This is a genomic window from Photobacterium andalusiense, from assembly GCF_900185625.1.
GTDB lineage: Bacteria > Pseudomonadota > Gammaproteobacteria > Enterobacterales > Vibrionaceae > Photobacterium > Photobacterium aquimaris.
The window spans coordinates 697,290-716,577 of the sequence record NZ_FYAJ01000001.1 but is presented as its reverse complement, the minus strand read 5'-3'; the positions used below and the strand labels follow the sequence as shown (position 1 = coordinate 716,577).

General features: G+C 38.2%; 18 protein-coding genes. 6 read left to right on the top strand and 12 right to left on the bottom strand.

From position 1 onward, the window contains the following. The first annotated feature begins 86 nt into the window (after nt 1–86). A complete protein-coding gene (locus PAND9192_RS03255; RefSeq protein WP_087852510.1) occupies nt 87–1,298 on the top strand; it encodes an MFS transporter in 1,212 nt (403 codons plus the stop codon). A gap of 80 nt (nt 1,299–1,378) precedes the next feature. Next, a complete protein-coding gene (locus tag PAND9192_RS03250; protein ID WP_087852509.1) occupies nt 1,379–3,019 on the top strand; it encodes a SulP family inorganic anion transporter in 1,641 nt (546 codons plus the stop codon). Between the two features lie 65 nt (nt 3,020–3,084). Here PAND9192_RS03250 and PAND9192_RS03245 read toward each other — a convergent pair whose 3' ends face one another. Beyond that, nucleotides 3,085–3,534, bottom strand: coding sequence for a hypothetical protein (locus PAND9192_RS03245; RefSeq protein ID WP_144018074.1), 450 nt, complete (start codon nt 3,532–3,534; stop codon nt 3,085–3,087). Between the two features lie 284 nt (nt 3,535–3,818). Between PAND9192_RS03245 and PAND9192_RS03240 the strand changes: the two genes are divergently transcribed. Then, on the top strand, nt 3,819–4,763 hold the full coding sequence (locus PAND9192_RS03240; RefSeq protein WP_087852507.1) for a DMT family transporter: 945 nt from the start codon (nt 3,819–3,821) through the stop codon (nt 4,761–4,763). Nucleotides 4,764–4,887: 124 nt separating this feature from the next. Here the strand turns inward: PAND9192_RS03240 and PAND9192_RS03235 are convergent, their stop codons facing one another. Continuing rightward, nucleotides 4,888–5,829, bottom strand: coding sequence for an SDR family oxidoreductase (locus PAND9192_RS03235; protein ID WP_234998911.1), 942 nt, complete (start codon nt 5,827–5,829; stop codon nt 4,888–4,890). Nucleotides 5,830–5,897: 68 nt separating this feature from the next. Here PAND9192_RS03235 and PAND9192_RS03230 point away from each other — a divergent pair, with 68 nt between their 5' ends. Beyond that, nucleotides 5,898–6,779 carry a LysR family transcriptional regulator gene (locus PAND9192_RS03230; RefSeq protein WP_087852506.1) on the top strand — a complete coding sequence of 294 codons (882 nt, stop codon included), beginning with the start codon at nt 5,898–5,900 and terminating at the stop codon, nt 6,777–6,779. Between the two features lie 81 nt (nt 6,780–6,860). Here PAND9192_RS03230 and PAND9192_RS03225 read toward each other — a convergent pair whose 3' ends face one another. After that, nucleotides 6,861–7,328 (bottom strand): GNAT family N-acetyltransferase, encoded by a 468-nt coding sequence (locus PAND9192_RS03225; RefSeq protein WP_087852505.1) that lies wholly within the window; start codon nt 7,326–7,328, stop codon nt 6,861–6,863. 205 nt (nt 7,329–7,533) lie between these two features. On the opposite strand from PAND9192_RS03225, the gene PAND9192_RS03220 reads away from it, so the two are divergent. Beyond that, a complete protein-coding gene (locus tag PAND9192_RS03220; protein WP_087852504.1) occupies nt 7,534–7,917 on the top strand; it encodes a nuclear transport factor 2 family protein in 384 nt (127 codons plus the stop codon). 109 nt (nt 7,918–8,026) lie between these two features. Here the strand turns inward: PAND9192_RS03220 and PAND9192_RS03215 are convergent, their stop codons facing one another. The 7 genes from PAND9192_RS03215 to PAND9192_RS03185 all read right to left on the bottom strand — a co-directional run bounded on the left by PAND9192_RS03215 (nt 8,027) and on the right by PAND9192_RS03185 (nt 15,949). Beyond that, a complete protein-coding gene (locus PAND9192_RS03215) occupies nt 8,027–9,736 on the bottom strand; it encodes a L,D-transpeptidase family protein (protein ID WP_087852503.1) in 1,710 nt (569 codons plus the stop codon). Nucleotides 9,737–10,020: 284 nt separating this feature from the next. Then, nucleotides 10,021–10,284, bottom strand: coding sequence for a hypothetical protein (locus tag PAND9192_RS03210; RefSeq protein WP_087852502.1), 264 nt, complete (start codon nt 10,282–10,284; stop codon nt 10,021–10,023). 597 nt (nt 10,285–10,881) lie between these two features. Beyond that, complete coding sequence (locus tag PAND9192_RS03205) at nt 10,882–11,229, bottom strand: DUF2513 domain-containing protein (RefSeq protein WP_087852501.1); 348 nt, start codon at nt 11,227–11,229, stop codon at nt 10,882–10,884. Between the two features lie 122 nt (nt 11,230–11,351). Further along, complete coding sequence (locus PAND9192_RS03200; RefSeq protein WP_234998909.1) at nt 11,352–12,092, bottom strand: DUF4145 domain-containing protein; 741 nt, start codon at nt 12,090–12,092, stop codon at nt 11,352–11,354. Nucleotides 12,093–12,460: 368 nt separating this feature from the next. Next, nucleotides 12,461–13,321 carry a hypothetical protein gene (locus tag PAND9192_RS03195; protein WP_087852500.1) on the bottom strand — a complete coding sequence of 287 codons (861 nt, stop codon included), beginning with the start codon at nt 13,319–13,321 and terminating at the stop codon, nt 12,461–12,463. Nucleotides 13,322–13,773: 452 nt separating this feature from the next. After that, nucleotides 13,774–14,229 carry a YaiI/YqxD family protein gene (locus PAND9192_RS03190; RefSeq protein ID WP_087819659.1) on the bottom strand — a complete coding sequence of 152 codons (456 nt, stop codon included), beginning with the start codon at nt 14,227–14,229 and terminating at the stop codon, nt 13,774–13,776. A gap of 124 nt (nt 14,230–14,353) precedes the next feature. Continuing rightward, nucleotides 14,354–15,949 carry an ABC-F family ATPase gene (locus tag PAND9192_RS03185; protein ID WP_144018078.1) on the bottom strand — a complete coding sequence of 532 codons (1,596 nt, stop codon included), beginning with the start codon at nt 15,947–15,949 and terminating at the stop codon, nt 14,354–14,356. Nucleotides 15,950–16,232: 283 nt separating this feature from the next. Here PAND9192_RS03185 and PAND9192_RS03180 point away from each other — a divergent pair, with 283 nt between their 5' ends. Beyond that, nucleotides 16,233–17,525, top strand: a complete 1,293-nt coding sequence (locus PAND9192_RS03180) for a phosphatidylserine decarboxylase family protein (protein WP_087852498.1) — start codon at nt 16,233–16,235, stop codon at nt 17,523–17,525. Nucleotides 17,526–17,604: 79 nt separating this feature from the next. On the opposite strand, the gene PAND9192_RS03175 is transcribed toward PAND9192_RS03180, so the two are convergent. Together PAND9192_RS03175 and tdh are read right to left on the bottom strand one after the other, a co-directional pair. Then, on the bottom strand, nt 17,605–18,057 hold the full coding sequence (locus PAND9192_RS03175; protein WP_370738366.1) for a VF530 family protein: 453 nt from the start codon (nt 18,055–18,057) through the stop codon (nt 17,605–17,607). 145 nt (nt 18,058–18,202) lie between these two features. Then, nucleotides 18,203–19,234: an L-threonine 3-dehydrogenase gene (gene tdh, locus PAND9192_RS03170; RefSeq protein ID WP_061000490.1), complete on the bottom strand. Its 1,032-nt coding sequence runs from the start codon at nt 19,232–19,234 to the stop codon at nt 18,203–18,205. Nucleotides 19,235–19,288: the final 54 nt, after the last annotated feature.

The following is a 19,288-nucleotide window of genomic DNA, read 5'->3' as shown; positions in this document are numbered from 1 at the left end:
ATAACAGTATTACGATTATGCCATCTATAAAATTAGTATTCGTTCAGGCATATTCTCGTCCATACTTTTCCGTAAACGGACACACAATGACTCTCATAGCTCAACCGCTGACTAAGCAACAAACATTACCTCTTAAGCAACTCTTTGGCTTATCTGTCGGTGCTGGATTTAGTGTCTCTGCTATTTATTATAACCAACCTATTATTGGGTTATTATCAAATGCCTTTCAGATAAAAGTCAGCGAAGCAGGACTTATTGCGATGCTCACTCAAATCGGTTACGCATTAGGGATATTTTTTCTTGTGCCGTTAGGAGATATGGTTAATCGTAAAAAGCTGATCATTTCTAAATTAGTTCTTCTTTGTGCAGCATTGTGGCTCTGTAGCTTTTCTTCTACTTTTCCAATCTTATTAATTACGAGTTTGTGTGTCGGCATTTTAGCTACATCAGCACAAGATATTGTCCTTGCTAGTACTGTAATATCACCGCCAAATCAAAGAGGAAAATCAGTCGGTATTGTAATGACCGGATTATTTTCAGGAATACTCTTATCACGTGTGTTTAGCGGTATTATTGGTCAATTTTGGGGTTGGGCAATAATATTCCAACTTGCCGCTTCAATTATCATGGCATTGATCATCTATTTTTGGTTTTCATTACCTACAATGCCATCCCAAAACACACTTACCTATAAACAAATAATGGCCTCGTTAAAACCACTATGGCAACAGTTTCCACAATTAAGGCAATCTGTTGTTGCTCAATGTTTCGTATCAATTGCCTTTAGTGCCTTTTGGACTACGCTAGCACTGTTTTTATCTCATAATTATGGATTAGGTAGCGCGACGGCTGGAACTTTTGGATTAGCTGGCGCAGCAGGTGCTATCTCGGCACCGTTAATTGGTGGATTATCAGATCGGATTGGTGCACATAAAATACTCTTAGTCAGTATTAGTATCGTCATTTTATCATTTATCGCGATGCTATTTATTCCATTCTTCGCTATACACCTGCAAATAGGATGGTTGGTTTTATGTGTGATACTTTTTGACTTTGGTATCAACGCAACATTAGTGTCACATCAAACGATTGTTTATAGTTTACAACCTGAAGCAAGAGGACGCCTTAATTCAATCTTATTCACGTTTATGTTTATTGGCATGGCAATAGGATCGGCTGCAGGGAGCTATCTTTATCAACATGTAGGCTGGAATGGCGTTTTAATGCTTACTATCGTCGCGCCGATGATCGCATTAATAATAAGAATGAAACCAGTAACAACAACAGATTTGGTTTAACGGTATTAATATTTTGATATTCGTATAAAGAATGCGATTATGCACGTAATTTATAGCGTCATCTTTAAGCGAACGATCAAATGCAAACTAAAGTACATAATGTGATGGCATGGCGTCAGGATATTTTTGCAGGATTATCCGTCGCTGCTATTGCCTTACCCGCTCAAATGGCAACAGCACATTTAGCAGGCTTCCCCGTTATTTACGGTTTATACGTTTTTGTTGTATCCAGTGTTGGTTTTTTCCTTTTTGGCAGCAATCGTTATTTATCATGTGGTGCCGATTCTACTATCGCACCTATTTTTGCCGTGAGTCTTGCAGGTTATGCTGCATTATTCAGTGCACAATATATGGCACTTGCTTCTTTATTAGCATTACTGGTTGGTGGCATTTTACTCGCGGTATATGTATTTAAATTAGGTTGGGTTTCTAATTTACTGTCTTATCCGGTGACATTAGGTTTTTTAGCTGGCGTATCAATTCATATTATTGTGAGTCAACTGCCAGCAATTTTAGGCTTACCACATGATATTGCATCACCATTCCCGGCTATTTATCATTTAATACTGAACATAGAACAGTTTAATATTATTACTACCTTAATTGGTGGCAGTGTATTTAGTTTTATCTTTTGGTTTAGTCGTCAATATAAACGCTTCCCTGCAGCCTTAGTTGCTTTAGCCGTTAGTATTACAATTGAAATAGGGTTAAATGCCAATAATATTCATATTCCAACCTTATCTAATCCTGCTGGGTTTGAACTTCATTGGGCAATTGTTGGCTTACCATGGCAACAAGCATTAACGATTTTTCCATTAGCATTATTGATCGCAATGATTTGTATTGTGCAAACATCTGCGGTATCTAATACGATTAAAGATCGTAATACCACGCCTAACTTTAACCGCGATTTTGCAGGTATCGGCTTAGGATCGGTATTATCAGGTTTAATTGGCGGTTTTCCTGGAAATGCAAGTCCACCACGCAGTATGTTAATTCAACAAGGTGGTGCACACTCAAAATGGGCGGCATTATTTTCAGCTGCGGTGATCTGTTTAGTGTTGCTCTATGCGCAAAACGTGTTTCATCTAATACCTAAAGCAACCTTAGCAGGGATCTTAATGTATGTCGGCTTGAGTATTTTTAAATGGACTGAGATTAAGCGAATCTACCAACAGAATCGGCAAGAGTTCTATCTGTGTCTCGCAACCATATTAATGATAGTCACTTTTAGAATAGATATTGGGGTAATGTTTGGAGTGTTATTATCATTGCTACACAGCGTGTTTATTATCACTCGTCCAAACTGTGAGGAATTATTTCGTGAGCCTCACTGCGATCATTGGGGACACCGTTCACGTTTAAACCCTGAAGATAATTTATCGACTGAAGAAGATGTTGCCGTACTTCACTTTTCAGCACCGTTATATTTTACGACTTTTTCATACTTTGAAGAGCGTATTTTACAACTTGCTAATACTCGTCCACAGCTACGTTTGATCATTATTGATGCCAGTAGTATCAGTGATATGGATTTAACCGCAGTAGATAAAATTGAAGTATTAAGTCACAAGCTGACCCATCGCAACATCACATTACTTTTTGTTAATATTGAACATCCACGATTTCGTCGTTTGGTTGAAACCACTAGCCTATTGACGATTTTAGGCCAAAAAACTGAATACAGCAGTATTGAAATTGCTATTAGTGTCCATCGCTAATTAAAGCTGACTACTTTCAATCATAAAAAGATATGTGCCACATCACGGCACATATCTCATTATTGTTATGCTAAATGCTTAGCTTGTTGTTGTAATTCTTTTTCCGCTTTCACTAAATCCTCAAAAGTCCAACCTACAGCTTCTGTTTTGGCCATAAGATCGCAAATATCAGCGATCTGGAAGACATCTTCTGAACTATCATTGTAAGCCACAACTAATTGTTGATCTTTCATATCCCAAGCCTCTGGATCTTTATCACCAATAAGCCCATCCAAATAATCGCCTAAACAGCAATGTACGATTAAAAAATGTTGCATTTGCAATTCTGAAACACCAAAAAGATTAGCGGCTTCAACATAATCATACATATAACTTGCAGATTCAGTATCAATAAAGAATTTAGTGACTTCAGAATCCCAATACTCAAAACCAACAACGTTAGACGCTACATAAGATTCAATTGCATTTACAACCACACAATAATCATTAACCATTGACTCATATTTGTTAGACATAACGACCCTTTAAATGCTGCTTATATACACCATGTTGAACTAACACAGGCACACGGTTTAATTTTGTCGCGATTATACTCAATACCAAGCCTATTGATAACAATAGACGCATAATAGTCCGTCATTATTTTATGGATATGTGGCTCTATTTATGAATATATAAATTAATGGAATAAATATAGATTTACGTTCAATAACTTAGCAATTGATATTTGTCATACAATTATATTAATAGTTCAATTATATTAGCCAGGATTTACATCCTCATCTAAAGAATCATTATCATGAACAATAATAAACTAGGCCTACTGTACAGTAGTATTACACTTTTATTCTGGGGAATATTACCCATTGCATTAAAACTTTCGGAACAATTCATTGATGCAACATCACTAAGTTGGTTCCGTTTTTTCATTGCATTTATTATTATATTTTTAATTCAATTATCTGCTAAAAAGTTACGTCAGTTTCGAGAAATAACATTAATAGACGCCATTAAGCTTTTATTTGCAGGTGTTTTTTTAACCCTTAATTACGTTACCTTTGTATTAACCTTAAAATATTTATCACCAGGAGAAGCTCAGCTCAACTTTCAAGTCGCCCCTTTTTTTCTTGCCTTTGGTAGCTTATTATTTTTTAAAGAACGCTTAACTGCAATTCAGCTTTCTTGTTTATTCACTTTAGCTATTGGCATTATTCTTTTCTTCCACCCTAATATTAGTGGTCATATTAATACTGGCAGTAAAGTCCTTATTGGGGTTGGCATTATTGAGTTTTCAGCACTCTCTTGGGCATGCTATACCCTGCTACAAAAATCACTGCTGGCTAAATTATCCACCTCAAATGTATTACTGTGTGTGTTTGGTGTAGGTATGGTTTTACTGACACCATTAACTGATTTTACTCGCTTAACAACATTAACAGGGTTTGATTGGAGTATTGCTCTTTTTTGCGCTTTTAATACCTTAATCGCCTATAGCGCATTGGCAAAAGCATTAGTGTTTTGGCCTGCAGCTCAAGTCAGTGCAGTTGTCGCCGTCGCACCTGTGATCAGCTTTATATCAACAGCATTGGTCGTTACGATGGGATGGTGGCCGACTATAATTAAATCACACCACTTAAGTGCATTATCCATTGTTGGCATCATTGTTATTGTGGGCTCTGTTGCTACTATGCAATTATTACCACATTTATTGACAAAAAATAAACAACGCCAACAAGTGAGTTAAAGCTTTCTCTTCTTTAAAGGGCTATCACACAGCCCTTTTTAAACCCATTCACTTGTATCTCAGCCAAAATACTACTTTATAAGACCAATCTTATCGATATTATGTGCTTAGAGGCTTTTTACCATTATTTAATAAACTGATTCGCCTTAGCCCAACGTTTAATTACATCTTTTGCTACTGGTGCTGGTCCAAAAAATCGTTCATGTTGAGAAATATCAGCAACAAAACGGCCTTTTTTAAAGAACAAGAACATTTGTAACATGTCATAACCCAATTCACTAAAAAGCTTAATTGGGCGTACAAATAACGAGAATACAAACCAAGGGATCGTCCACGTTGATAGTTTTTTACCAGTGACCTCTGTGATCATTTGTATTAACTCAGCTTGGCTTTTTGCGCCATCTTTCCAACCGACATCAATTGATTGATTATTAATATCATCACCAACATATACTGCAGCTTGTGCAAGATAATCAGCTAAATCATCAGTTAGAATATATGACCACTTGGTTGTAGTATCACCGATAGCATAAAAACGACCAGCTTTAAAACCATCAGCAATATAGTCTGATGTTTGATCTAAAAATGCCGGAGCACGAACAAAGACATAAGGGATCCCTGTACGCTTAATCACATCCTCAGCTACTTTCTTAGCGTGAAAATGTGGCACACTTTCAGCCTCATCACTGTTAACAATACTTAAGAACACAAACCGCTCGACGTTTGCTCTTGCCGCAGCCTCAGCTAAATTTTTATTACCTTGAAAATCAGCATCAAGACTTTCTTTCATATATCCATTGGCAGAGCTAATTACAATATCAACGTTCTGCATAGCCAAATCTAAAGACTCAGCATCTAACATATCGGCCTTAACCCACTCTAACGCTGCAAACTCATTATCACTTGGTGCACCTTTACGTGACATCGCCTTAATATCAATATGTGGGTACTGCATTAACTTACGTAAAATTTTACGACCTAAAAAACCAGTCGCACCGACAACAAGTACTTTCTTCTTTTGAGTTTGCATAATCATCTCTTTTCCGTCTTCATTTGATAAATCCATGTTATACAATTCCACTAATGACTTAAATACTCTAAAATGGAAATGATTGGTTCATAAATGGGATAATAATGAAATTACTTGATGATATGGCGCTATTTGTAGAAGTCGCAAAAGTGATGAGTTTTCGTCAGGCGGCTGAAGTAACTGGCGTGCCTAACTCAACCCTATCGCGAAGAGTTAGCGCCTTAGAAAAAGCAATTGGACTACGATTGTTTCATCGTACAACGCGAAAAATAGAACTAACAGAAGCTGGCCAGCTTTATTATCAACGCTGTCGTCGTATTGTAGACGAAGCTAAACTTGCCCATGAACAATTAGGAGAACTAGTAACTCATCCAACAGGTACAGTGCGTATCTCTGCACCGATTGATTTTGCGACTATTTATATCGCGCCTTTATTGCCAGAGTTCAGTCAGCGCTACCCTGATATTCGGTTAGAATTTGATTTAAGCTCTCGCCGTGTTGATATGACGTCAGAATCATTTGATGTTGCTATTCGTGCTGGAGAAAGCGAAAACTCAAGCTTAATTGCCCGTAAAATTGCCCACTTTCATCATTATGTGTATGCCAGCCCTAATTACTTAGCCCAATACGGCGAACCACAAACTCCTAACGATTTAGTTAATCATCAATGCTTTAGTATTGTAAAATCCGCCCACTGGGCGCTATATAACCAAGATATCTGCGCTGATATAAAAGTAACCAACAAGTTATTTGTTAATAGTATCGGAATGATCAAGCAACTAGCGATATTAAATATGGGGCTAATTCTAATGCCAAAAGAGATTGTGGCTCAAGAATTAGAACAAGGTAAGTTAACTCATGTACTTCCCGATTGGAAAAGTGCCGCAGTACCCATTTATGCCATCACAGAAACGCGATTATTACCGGCAAAAACCCGCTGCTTTATTGATTTTTTACAGCAACAATTAGAGATGAAAATAAAATAACGCGAAATAAAACACAAAAGAGATGGGACAGCCATACCTTGTCCAAGGTTATAATTTATGGCTGTCCTATTTTTCTTTAAGCTATTTTACGTGTGTAAAGCGTTGCCTTGTTACTGTTCCCCATTTATGGTCTTGGTATGTATCTTCAATATAATTATCTAATGTATAGTCACTCACAACGTCACGCCAAAAGCTAATAGCGTGATCAGCACCTGCAACTTGCTTGATTTCCCAACAACCGCCAAGGCGCTCAAATAAACTCGAAATAAAGCGTTTACCGACTTTATTTTTACGAAAACAAGGTAATACATAAAAATCACAAATTTCATATACTTGAGGCGTGCTTTCATCTATTGCTGTTAAAGCGGCAGGAATGCCATCTAAGTAAAGTAAATAGCCTGTAACGCTGCCCTTTAGTTGAGGATAAATCTCAAACAGGCCATTCGCTTTTGGTTTATCAACAACAATTTGAGAAAATTCAGCAGCATATCCTTGGTACAGGTTAGCATAGACATGAGCGTTACTGTCGTCTACTTTCACGATATTCATCATGCGTTTTCCATCATTATTAACCAAATAAGCATCATATCATCGCTAGTTGAATTTATTGCCTTATAGAAAATAGTCATTAACCTTTTAAGCATCAAAACCTGAGCTATGATCGCTTTTTCGATAGCAATATAATCTTGTTATAGACCTTAGGTTTCAATGTGTTAGATTAAATCAGTTGTGTATAAAAATAGGATTAATTACCATGACAAAATCTGACTATGAGTTAGTTATTAGGCATTATTTCCAAATGTGGGTTAAACGTGATTTTACACATTTAGATAAGCTTTTCGCCGCAGATATCTATTACAGCGAATGCTATGGGCCTGAATACTTTGGATTATCTGAAATTTATCGTTGGATCGATGACATGCTAGCCAAGCAAACAGTATTAGCTTGGGAAATTAAGCAATTTATTCATGAGCCGAGCACAAATACTGTGGTTGTTGAGTGGTATTTTAAAGAACAACAAAAATTAGACGTTAATGATTTTAATGGGGTATCTATTATTAAATTTACGCCTGAGGGTAAAATCTGCGTTATTAAAGAATTTGAATCGAAATCAGAGCATGTTGCGCCTTTTCACTAAAAAACAAAAAAGACAGGACACCCATATCTTATTCTCGTGATATTTATGGGTGTCCTATCTTTTTCTATCTTTGTTTAGTTAAGCGAATCAGCAATATGTATTTTCTAAATCAGCTACTTTGACCATTTAATGCCAATTTAATACGTTGATGCGTCCGGTAGTTTGGAATCGAAATAAATTGATTCTGAATCGGTTGAGCTCGCGGATTATCATAACCGTAAATATCATGGCGCACCTCTAACTGACCATCGGGTGTTACCCAAGCCGTTAAGTAAGCCACATCAACATTAACACGCGTGTTCAAGCCAATCTCACGGTGGTTGTTGGTATTAATCATATCGTCAACCGATGGCAAATTCGGCATATTTTGATAAGACAATATCAATGTTGCCATCTGACGTGGGTTTTGAACACGCATACAACCAGAACTTAAATCACGGTGGTAACGGTTAAACAATGGATATTCTGATTGTGATTCATCGTGCATATAAACAGAGAACGAATCAGGCATCAAGAACGCCACACGGCCTAAAGCGTTTTCAGGACCTGTATCTTGACGAAACTGATGAGGAAATGTCTTTGGATTTACCGTTGCCCAGTCAATTGATTCTGGTGGCACAACAGAACGATCCGTCCAGCTATTAATCACATCAATATGGCTATTCTTTAAAAAATTAGGATTAGCTTTAGCCGCTGGAATAATATTCTGAACTTTAATCGTTTCAGGCACATACCAATAAGGGTTAATCACAACCGTATTAATGTATGACTGGAACAAATTGGTTGGCCGTTTTGGCATACCATCGATAATTTTCGATTCAAATACAGATTTTTTATTGTCATATAGCGTCATTTTGAAATCAGGAATATTAACAATAATTTGTGGACCATTTCCCTGCAATTGCGCAAAACGCTCACGTTGTAAGTTCAATGCCGTAATACGTGCCAAACTAGAATAAGGACGGATTAATTGACTAACAACATCTGGCCCAATAATACCGTCTATCTTCAAACCATAATTGCTTTGAAAGCTTTTTATTGCCTGACTCATCACTCCGGTATTAGTAATCGTTTTTTGAGCAGTCATTTGTTGGTATTGAGGCTGAGTTAAATAGCCCAAATTCCAAAGCACAGTCGCCACTTTAGCGCCATAAGGAATGGTATCGCCGAGGTGAACTACGCCATCAAAGTGAACGTTACTCGAATCAAGCGGGTTAGCCGGTAGCGATAATAAGTGGCTAATAACATCCATTGTTGGCACAAACAGCGAAGAAGGAATAAGAGAGTTGATCTTTTGAACCGTTAATGGGAAATAATTCTGCGCCATTTTCAATGTCAACGGCGTCAATGTCACAGGCTGTGAATTGTATAATGGTCGAGGATCTTGCATTAATTGATGTACATAATCGGCGTAAATCAAATAGGTATCAGTTAATAGCAGATCAAACCCACGCTCATCTGGCAATGCTTGTAGTTGCTTCAACTCTTTTAGACGTTGCGACATACCGGGTAGTGTTTTGGAATCTGCCAACGCTTGTAATTGCGGCATAATCGCATTGACAAGCACTGGGTTAAACCAATATGGCATATAGTTATTTTCAGCATACAGCGCATTTAGAATATCACCGTTGCACACTTTTACAGTTGAATTGGCACACAAAGACGCAGTGCTATTTACTGTAGCACCATCTAAGACTTGCCAATCTAGCTTATTGCTCGCCACATTATCAGCCGCCAAAGCCGAACCACAGGCTAACAATGTTGACACGGTTATTACCGAACGAATCAATGTCGTTATTTTTTTGCAATTAAATTTCATCAACGTTCCTTAACTAAAAAAGGAAGAATATGCTTTTTTAGCGTTAAAATCATTCACCATTAAAAGTGACAAAGATTTCAAGAATGAAGAGTTGGCATAATTTATATTAAAAAGAAATAGATGCAGAATATTGATAGTTAAATATTTCAAGAAAAAGCTTATAACGGAGGCTATAAACTGCCATTTTGATACTAAATAACGCGCAATTGGTGGCCTATTTAGTACTAATTTGAGTCTAAAAACACCACTGAAAGAATCTTTATGGAGCCCTGTGATGGTTCTTGCTATGGTCCAATTACAATGTTATGGCGAACATAAGTTGGGATCTCAATCTTGTCGTCAAGATTTACAGCTCTTGATTCAGCATTAGCACCAACAATTTCATTGAGCTGCTCATAACTGATACCGACAACTCGAGACGCCGCCATAAGCCCATTAATAAATGATTTCTTGTCGCGTTTTTGCTGTATTTCATCTAATGGTATTGCACAATATTCACGGTACTGTTGAGTTAGCAAAGCCAATAACTCAGCTTGTTTCGATTCCATATAAACTCCTTTTATTTGAAATATCACAAATTATCAATCAGTTAAAAATAAACGATTACTAAACATATTACTCATCAGACTCTGCAAGGTAAACGTCCAACAACCATTAATAGTTATAGTCGTGCACTACGTCGCATTACTTAACTTCACAACGCGTGGACAATAAATTCCCTATCGCCCTCGCGGGCATTCACTCAGCCTAATATCCGTCATCTCGGAAGTTGAGGAACGAAACTATCCGTGATCTACTCACCTCGTGATCGAGCCTTAAAGACGCCACTGAAACACCTTAAATTTTACAGCTAAATATAAGCTCTACAACACGTGGATAGTAGATTCCCTATCGCCCTCACGGGCATTCACTGTAGGGAATGACGAGGTTGAGGCTTGGCATTAAAGTTAGCTCATTTTTGGACATAAACTACTTAGGTGATTTGCTCTATTTCTACAGATAGATATTAGGATAATTAAGGGAAACGCTATATTAAGGGCAGAGCAACTCAATACCTAAACTGCAGTCTACCACCTTAATCATTTAAACCAACGCAAAGTGAAAATGCCACGCGTTGAGAATCTTTCTTGAAAAGTTTGTTATGGCTAGAGGCAAAGTATTGCCTCGACTTTTTTCTTAGCAAAACCCTCAGCTAAGTCTTTACCAACCTTGATAATTGTTGACATACCTGCTTCTTTAAACTCACTTTTTATAGTCTCCCAGACCTGTTCTTCTCTGATGCTATCTAGGAACTCATGCCCATTCCACGTCAACTTGATTACTGTTACAAATGAATTTATTCCGAAAGAATACCGTTCAACTAAGTGTGCTTCAGTAAGCAGCTTAACATGAGATTCGATGATCTCTGATGAGAAGCCTTCAACGGGTAAAACTTCATCGTTATCTTCAATTGATAAAAGAATTTCACGAATTAATGACATATCTCGCTTCATCTCAAGAATCCTATTTTATCTTTAGAGCCATGTAGCCGCATTAAGGTCATGACGTTTGCTTATACTTTGAGCGAAGCGAAAACGCCAAGCGTTGTTAATCACTCTTAAATGTCTTTTTATGCCTATTTTTCGACACCTTTGACTTCATTTATTCGAGCAACTAACGCTTCTATTGAAGCTTTCTTTTCTGGGTAAAGTTCTTCAAGGATGTGTTCAAAGATTCTATAACCATCAATAACATCCGACTTTCTAACTTGATATCCGGAATGTGCGCCATCATTTCCAAGCCATCGAATCGCATTGGCAGGCTCAACAACTTTTCTGTAACTCTCAGGTAATGAACTAATTCGTTTTGCGAGAGATAGAAAGTTACCTTTTGCATTTAATGATACGACTTCCAGTTCACCTAACAAAACCTCTAAAGCAGCACGTAAGGTGCTTAAACTTGTGCTAGGTGACGAGAAATAGGTTGAAAAAGACACTTTTAATGCTTCTTTTACACCTTTCGGGGTATCTTTTGGCAATTCGAATATTTGTAAGGGAGGTTGAAAGTATTTGACTTCAAAATTTTCAAACCAATCCCATTCACCTGAGCCATCACCTAAGTACTCTTGCGAGACATCGCCAGTGCCGACACATACAACTCCACAACCACATGTAGGCACTGCGCATTGCATGTTTAAAGTAAATACATACTCTATCCATTCAGGATCAAACGTTGGATGGTTAGGATCAATAGGAACCTTGTATTGCTTTTTAAATCCGTCTTTCACAGCAGTTAAGGAATTTGATCCACACTCTGGACAAGGCCAAACTGGAAAATTTTCTTCCCTAAAATAAGGGGGAAACAAATCAATATTCATAATCACATTTCTCATCAGTAGGCAACGCCAAATTAAGGTATGAGGCACGTAAAAACATGACAAAAAACATAGGACAGCCATATATTTACTTTGTAAATATATGGCTGTGAGTAAATTCTCTATTGCTCTCACAATCATTCTTTATTGGGAATGACAGCAATTAGATAAAAATTATGGTATCCAGTATTTATTCATTCTGACGAATTATCTAAGTTTTGGACAGAAATTGGTTAGAATATTAGCCCTATTGAAACTAATAGATATTAGTAAAAATAATCAACGTAGCGTTAAGGTATGAACAACGCAATACAGAAGTTCCCTCATACCACCTTAAACTCCAAGCAAAGTGAAAATCACTCTTAAACAAATTATATACAAGCATTCTCAAAGGCTTTGCACGTCCCCATAAAAGCACAGTTTGGGTTTTCAGGTAGCGCTAAAGCATCCTTTACAGCACATACTCCACCATTGAAGTCTATTGCTTCTGATGGACGAACAAAACGAGTATAGGCACGACCTTCAAATATTCCGCAAATTTGTCGTACAGGTTCATCGCTTAGTGTGGTGTACAAATAAGCAAATACTCTACCTAAAAATAGATTTACACCATTGAATATTTTATCCAAGAACTTAAAAATATCGTCGATAATCAAGCTTCTACCTTGGTTCGTAATACCAGTATGCATATATGAAATTGTACCTGTATCATTGTCCTTATGACAATTACCAGTATCTTGATGAGTTAGTTCATCACGTATAACTCTAAATTCTTCGTACCAATTAGCTTCTGTAATAGCCACCTTTAATTGTTCTGGAAAATCAGCCACCATTTTTTCATCTTTGATTTTTTTAAATAGCTTTCGAGTTGAATCTGGAACACCTTGAAGCTTCCATTCTTTTTGGCAAATTTCGGTAACTACTTTTCTAGCACAATCGACAGAAGAGTATAGTTCTAACATTGCGCTCTCAATTACAGCAGAAAGCTCACTTGTATTTGCAGCACGGGAGAAACCTTTTTCATTAAGCTCTTGAACATCTAAAGCTAAATTCGGTACGAGCTTATTCGCTAAATGAAGTAATGTGTTAGCTTTGTGAAAATGGTTTTGAGCACCACTAACACACCGTTTTCCTGTATTACTTAGCTTATAAGTATGAGCATAAAACTTAGAAAACTTCTCTAATGTTCCCCATTGTTCTGGGGCATAAATTCTGACAGAACCTAACTTCATACTAAAACCTTTCTCTTGCTTGCTAACAGCATATTAATAAGTATTCTTACTTTCACGCAGCGTGACGCCTAAAAAATTAGGCAATTGTACCTTGGTTATGCATATGATGTCACTGCCGTGGTAACTTTTTATTACTTACAAGACAAGGAGGCAAAAACTAAGGTTAAAGGTATGACTAAAACTAATCCAAAATCACGTTAACACGATATGAATGAGTATTTGATTTAACTGATTAAAGGGGCAAAAACGTGTTGGATGCATATTTCACTGTAAGGAATGACGAGGTTTAATAAATAGTTTCATGATTGTTCTTATTCGGTATTCAATATTTAAAATAACGATAAGGGATATAACCATAGAGCTAAATAGATTTAGCAGAGAATAACAACAGATGTGAATACAACTGAAGGGATAAATGGAGGTAAAACTGAGTTCACCTCCATAGCTATAACTTATTGTATCTTATGATTTTTAGCTAAGAAAGCATCAAGTTTATTAGCGAAATTTTGACGGTCTGCTTGCGTTAATGCAGACGGTCCACCTGTCTGAATTCCACTACTGCGCATGGTTTCCATAAAATCACGCATTTGCAGGCGTTGTTTAATGGTGTCTTTGGTGTACATTTCACCGCGCGGGTTTAATGCGTGTGCACCTTTAGTGATCAATTCATCAGCTAATGGAATATCAGCAGTGATCACCAAATCCCCTACTTCTGCTTGCTGCACAATATAGTTATCTGCAACATCAAAGCCCTGCTCTACTTGAATCGAGCGTAAAAAAGGAGATGGTGGAGTGCGAATATATTGGTTCGCTACCAGCGTTACGTGAACTTTAGCGCGATCGGCTGCGCGAAAAAGGATCTCTTTTACCACGTTTGGACATGCATCGGCATCAACCCAAATTTTCATCGGTTTTCCTTAAATGCTTATATAACGCGAATTAACACGTTAAATTTAAATGCAAAAAAGCCGCCCTATATCAAGGCGGCTTTCCATTAAGTCATAGACTCAGTCAGTTTCATTTTGCAGAAACTTAACCTACAAGACCTTTCTTAGCGATGTACTCGTCGTACGTGCCGTGGAAGTCTTCTACGCCATCTTTAGTGATCTCAAGGATACGTGTTGCAACAGAAGTTACAAACTGACGGTCGTGAGATACGAACATTAGTGTACCTTTGAAGTTCTCTAACGCTAGGTTAAGTGCTTCAATAGATTCCATGTCCATGTGGTTTGTTGGTTCATCCATTAGGAGGATGTTAGGACGTTGCATGATTAGCTTACCAAACAGCATACGACCTTGCTCACCACCAGAAATCACTTTAACAGACTTCTTAATGTCGTTTTGTGAGAACAGCATACGACCAAGGATACCACGAACAACTTGCTCGTCGTCGCCTTCTTTCTTCCACTGACCCATCCACTCTAGTAATGTGATGTCTTCAGCGAAATCAGCGCTGTGATCCTGTGCGTAGAAACCGATATTGTTGTTCTCAGACCACTTAATCATACCTGCCATTGGTTCCATTTGACCAGCAAGCGTATTAAGGAAAGTTGATTTACCGATACCGTTTTCACCGATGATTGCAATGCGCTCACCCACTTCTACCAATAGGTTAACACCATTGATAAGAATGTTATCGCCGTAGCCTTGTTTTAGACCTTCAACTTCAAGTGCGTTACGGAACAGTTCTTTTTCCTGATCGAAACGAATGAATGGCGATTGACGGCTAGATGCCTTAACTTCAGAAAGCTGGATCTTGTCTAATTGCTTTTGACGAGATGTTGCTTGCTTAGCTTTAGATGCGTTAGCAGAGAAACGGCTTACGAACGTTTGTAGTTCAGCCATCTGTGCTTTCTTCTTAGCATTGTCTGCTTGAAGTTGATCACGTGCTTGCTCTGCAGCCATCATGTATTCGTCGTAGTTACCAGGGAATAGACGAAGCTCACCGTAATCTAAGTCAGCCATGTGAGTACATACGCTGTTTAGGAAGTGACGGTCGTGCGAGATGATGATCATTGTGCAGTTACGTGCAAGAAGGATCTGCTCAAGCCATGCAATAGTGTGAATGTCCAAGTTGTTCGTTGGTTCGTCAAGTAGCATGATGTCTGGGTTAGCAAACAATACTTGAGCCAAAAGAACACGTACTTTAAGACCTGGAGCAACAGCGCTCATTAGACCAAAGTGTTGATCTTCAGAAATACCAAGACCAAGAAGAAGTTCACCAGCACGTGCTTCTGCTGAGTAGCCGTCCATTTCTGCGAATTCAACTTCAAGATCAGCAACACGCATACCGTCGTCTTCAGACATATCAGGCATTGCATAGATGCGGTCACGCTCTTCTTTCACAGTCCATAGTTCTTTATGGCCCATGATTACAGTGTCAACAACGCTGTAGTTTTCGAATGCAAATTGGTCCTGACCTAACTTAGCCATACGCTCGTTAGGATCAAGTGAAACAGTGCCACCAGACTGCTCTAGTTCGCCACCCAAAATTTTCATGAATGTCGATTTACCACAACCATTTGCGCCGATCAGGCCGTAACGGTTGCCACCACCAAATTTAACTGAGATGTTTTCAAATAATGGCTTATCGCCAAATTGCATTGTGATATTAGCTGTTGAAATCAATGTACTGTTTCCAAAATTTATGAATATATCAAGCATTAAAAAAGCCGCTTCTTATAAGCGACTTTTCTCTAATTTGTTGTATAGTATAGCAGCTTTCGTGACGTACATCACCTCAAAATTATCAGCTAAATTATACTGTGCGGTATTAATCCTAGTGTTACTTTATTGCCGCAGTGCATGCCAGTAACAAATAATGCAAAGTGATTTTATCATAATACTGGATGCTAAAAGTTACCCTAATAGTATATTAAACCCAGTTTATACTTATCAAAATGATACTTTTATGCACACGCAGTCTATAACTAACGGGTTATCAAACAATAAACATCAAATACATACTTGGCTACAACACCTAAAGCAAGTTGCCCATAAACATCCAACCCCTTTAATAGCGCCCATCAAAGCATTAAGTGAATTGGTTAAACAAGATAAACAGTTGCTGTTACTTTCTAAACAGATGTTTTGTCTCCCTCAGCAGACACAACAACTACAACTTAGCGAGTTGGTGATTCAGTCATTTGATGAATTTCTGCTGGTACTCAATGCGGTTATGACACAAGCGCCACCATATATACGCTCTAATAACATGGCAACCGAGGCGCTTAATCCGTGTGGTTTTATTGGACTACCAATTAATGCGCTACTAACGTGTATTACAACGCCAATTGCTAGCCAGTCGTTCTTTGCTAATGTCATCGTTGCACAGCAGTTCAAGAAAATATTAGCTTGTTGGTCAATCTATTTAAGCAGTGAAGCCTCACGCAATGTATTGGTGCAAGATCAGCTTGATCAAGATCCTCAGCAGCTCGCTTGGCTTAATCCTATCGTTCAAAAACATCTTATCGAGATTGTTTGTCAAGCTAGCTTTGATCCTGCTTTAAAAGAGTTTCCGTTTGAACATTTTTTTGAATGTGATCCAAACGATAAGTGCTACGGCTTCCAATCATGGGATGACTTTTTCACTCGAAAATTTACCGCCACGATTCGTCCAATTGCTGCGGGTGAAGATGTCATTGTTAATCCATGTGAATCAGCGCCATTACAAGTGGTCGAAAATGTAGAACAAAATGCAACGTTTTGGCTTAAAGGACATCCTTATTCACTGCAGAATATGATGAATTTTGATCCGCTGGCCGAACAATTTACCGGCGGTACTGTATATCAAGCTTATTTGAACGCATTAAGTTATCACCGTTGGCATAGTCCGGTTTCAGGCACCATAAAAAAAATAGATATCGTTAATGGTCGCTATGATTTAGCGTCAAAGTCTGCGTTGCCATTACTGACCGCTATCGCTACTCGTGCGATTATTTTTATAGAATCTGATAACCCGTATATTGGATTAATGTGTTTTATCGCAGTGGGGATTGCAGATGTATCATCCTGTGACGTCACGGTAAGTCAGGGACAACATGTCGAGAAAGGTGAACAACTTGGTATGTTTCATTGTGGTGGTTCTGCGCACTGTCTGATCTTTAAGCCGCAAGTTAACCTGAGTTTTGATTTTCATCTTACCGAGCCGGGGCTTAATGCGACCAATATACCGGTCTGTTCTCGTATTGCCGTCGTTAACTAACAAAAAAACACCTTAATAGATCGCTAATAACAATATATTTAAGGTGTTTTTTATTACTATCTTAATCGGCAATTAATGATTAACGACGACGATGACGACCATTATTTGAACGTTCTTTATGTGCTGATGCTGCTTTTGCTTGTGATAACAAAATAGACTCAACAGTAAGTTCCATTGGCGATTTTGGTGTAATACCGTGAGCAAACGTGCGCATACGTGGCGGTAGTTCAAACTCTGCCGCCGATGCACGAGGCATGCGCTTAAAACGAGACAAATAGAAACCTTCTACTTTTTCACGTGCCCACTCTGTTTTTTTGAGGTATTTAACACTACTTGCAATCGAAGGCTTGGTATTAAAACAATTCATACGCAATGCAGTATCAAGAATTTCCCAGCCATAATGATCAACTAACTCTGTTATCATTTTCTCTAAGCTAAGACCATGTAATGGATTGTTTTGCAGTAATTGCTGCTCTAGCGTCAATTCTTTAGGCGCTTTTTTGGGTTGTGGTTGTTGATCTAATTCTTGCATGTTAATTCCTAACAGAGACTCACTGAGTGGCGCGCATTATACTGATAATAGCAAAATAATCATTAATAAAAAAAAGAATAAAAAAAGCGAGCATTACACTCGCTTAATAATAGAACTCGATTTTATTGCTTATCAGACTAGTGACTTATTCCCAATCGAGAATAACTTTACCTGACATGCCAGAACGCATAACGTCAAAGCCTTGCTGGAAATCATCAATCTTATAATGATGAGTAATAATTGGCGTTAGATCTAAGCCTGATTGAATCAAACTTGCCATTTTGTACCACGTTTCAAACATTTCGCGACCGTAGATACCTTTAATGATTAAACCTTTAAAGATAACTTGATTCCAATCAATACCCATATCTGACGGCGGAATGCCTAATAGAGCAATCTTACCGCCATGGTTCATGCTTGATAACATGCTGTTAAATGCCATTGGATTACCTGACATTTCTAGACCGACATCAAAGCCTTCTTTCATGCCAAGTTCAGCCATCACATCGGTTAGGTTTTCATTAGCAACGTTAACCGCACGTGTTACGCCCATTTCGCGCGCAAGATTCAAGCGGTATTCATTCACATCGGTGATCACAACATGGCGAGCACCAACATGTTTAGCCACAGCAGCTGCCATGATCCCAATAGGACCAGCACCGGTAATCAATACATCTTCACCAACAAGATCAAAAGATAAAGCGGTATGAACAGCGTTACCAAACGGGTCAAAAATCGACGCTAAATCATCTGAAATATCATTAGGGATTTTAAATGCGTTAAATGCAGGAATAACCAAAAACTCGGCAAATGCACCTTCACGGTTAACACCTACACCGATAGTATTACGGCATAAATGGGTGCGACCACCACGACAATTACGGCAATGACCGCATGTGATATGACCTTCACCAGAAACACGATCACCTAAGTTAAAGCCGCGTACTTCTTGTCCCATGCCGACAACTTCACCAACATATTCGTGACCAACAACCATAGGTACAGGAATAGTTTTTTGTGACCATTCATCCCAGTTGTAAATATGCACATCAGTACCACAGATAGCTGTTTTCTTGATACGAATAAGTAGATCATTATGCCCCATTTGTGGCTTATCTACTTCCGTCATCCAGATACCTTCTTCAGGCTTTAACTTAGCAAGAGCTTTGATTTTCATAACACTTATTCCATAAAGCTAGAACAACCTCATTGGCTGTTCTATACAATGGCC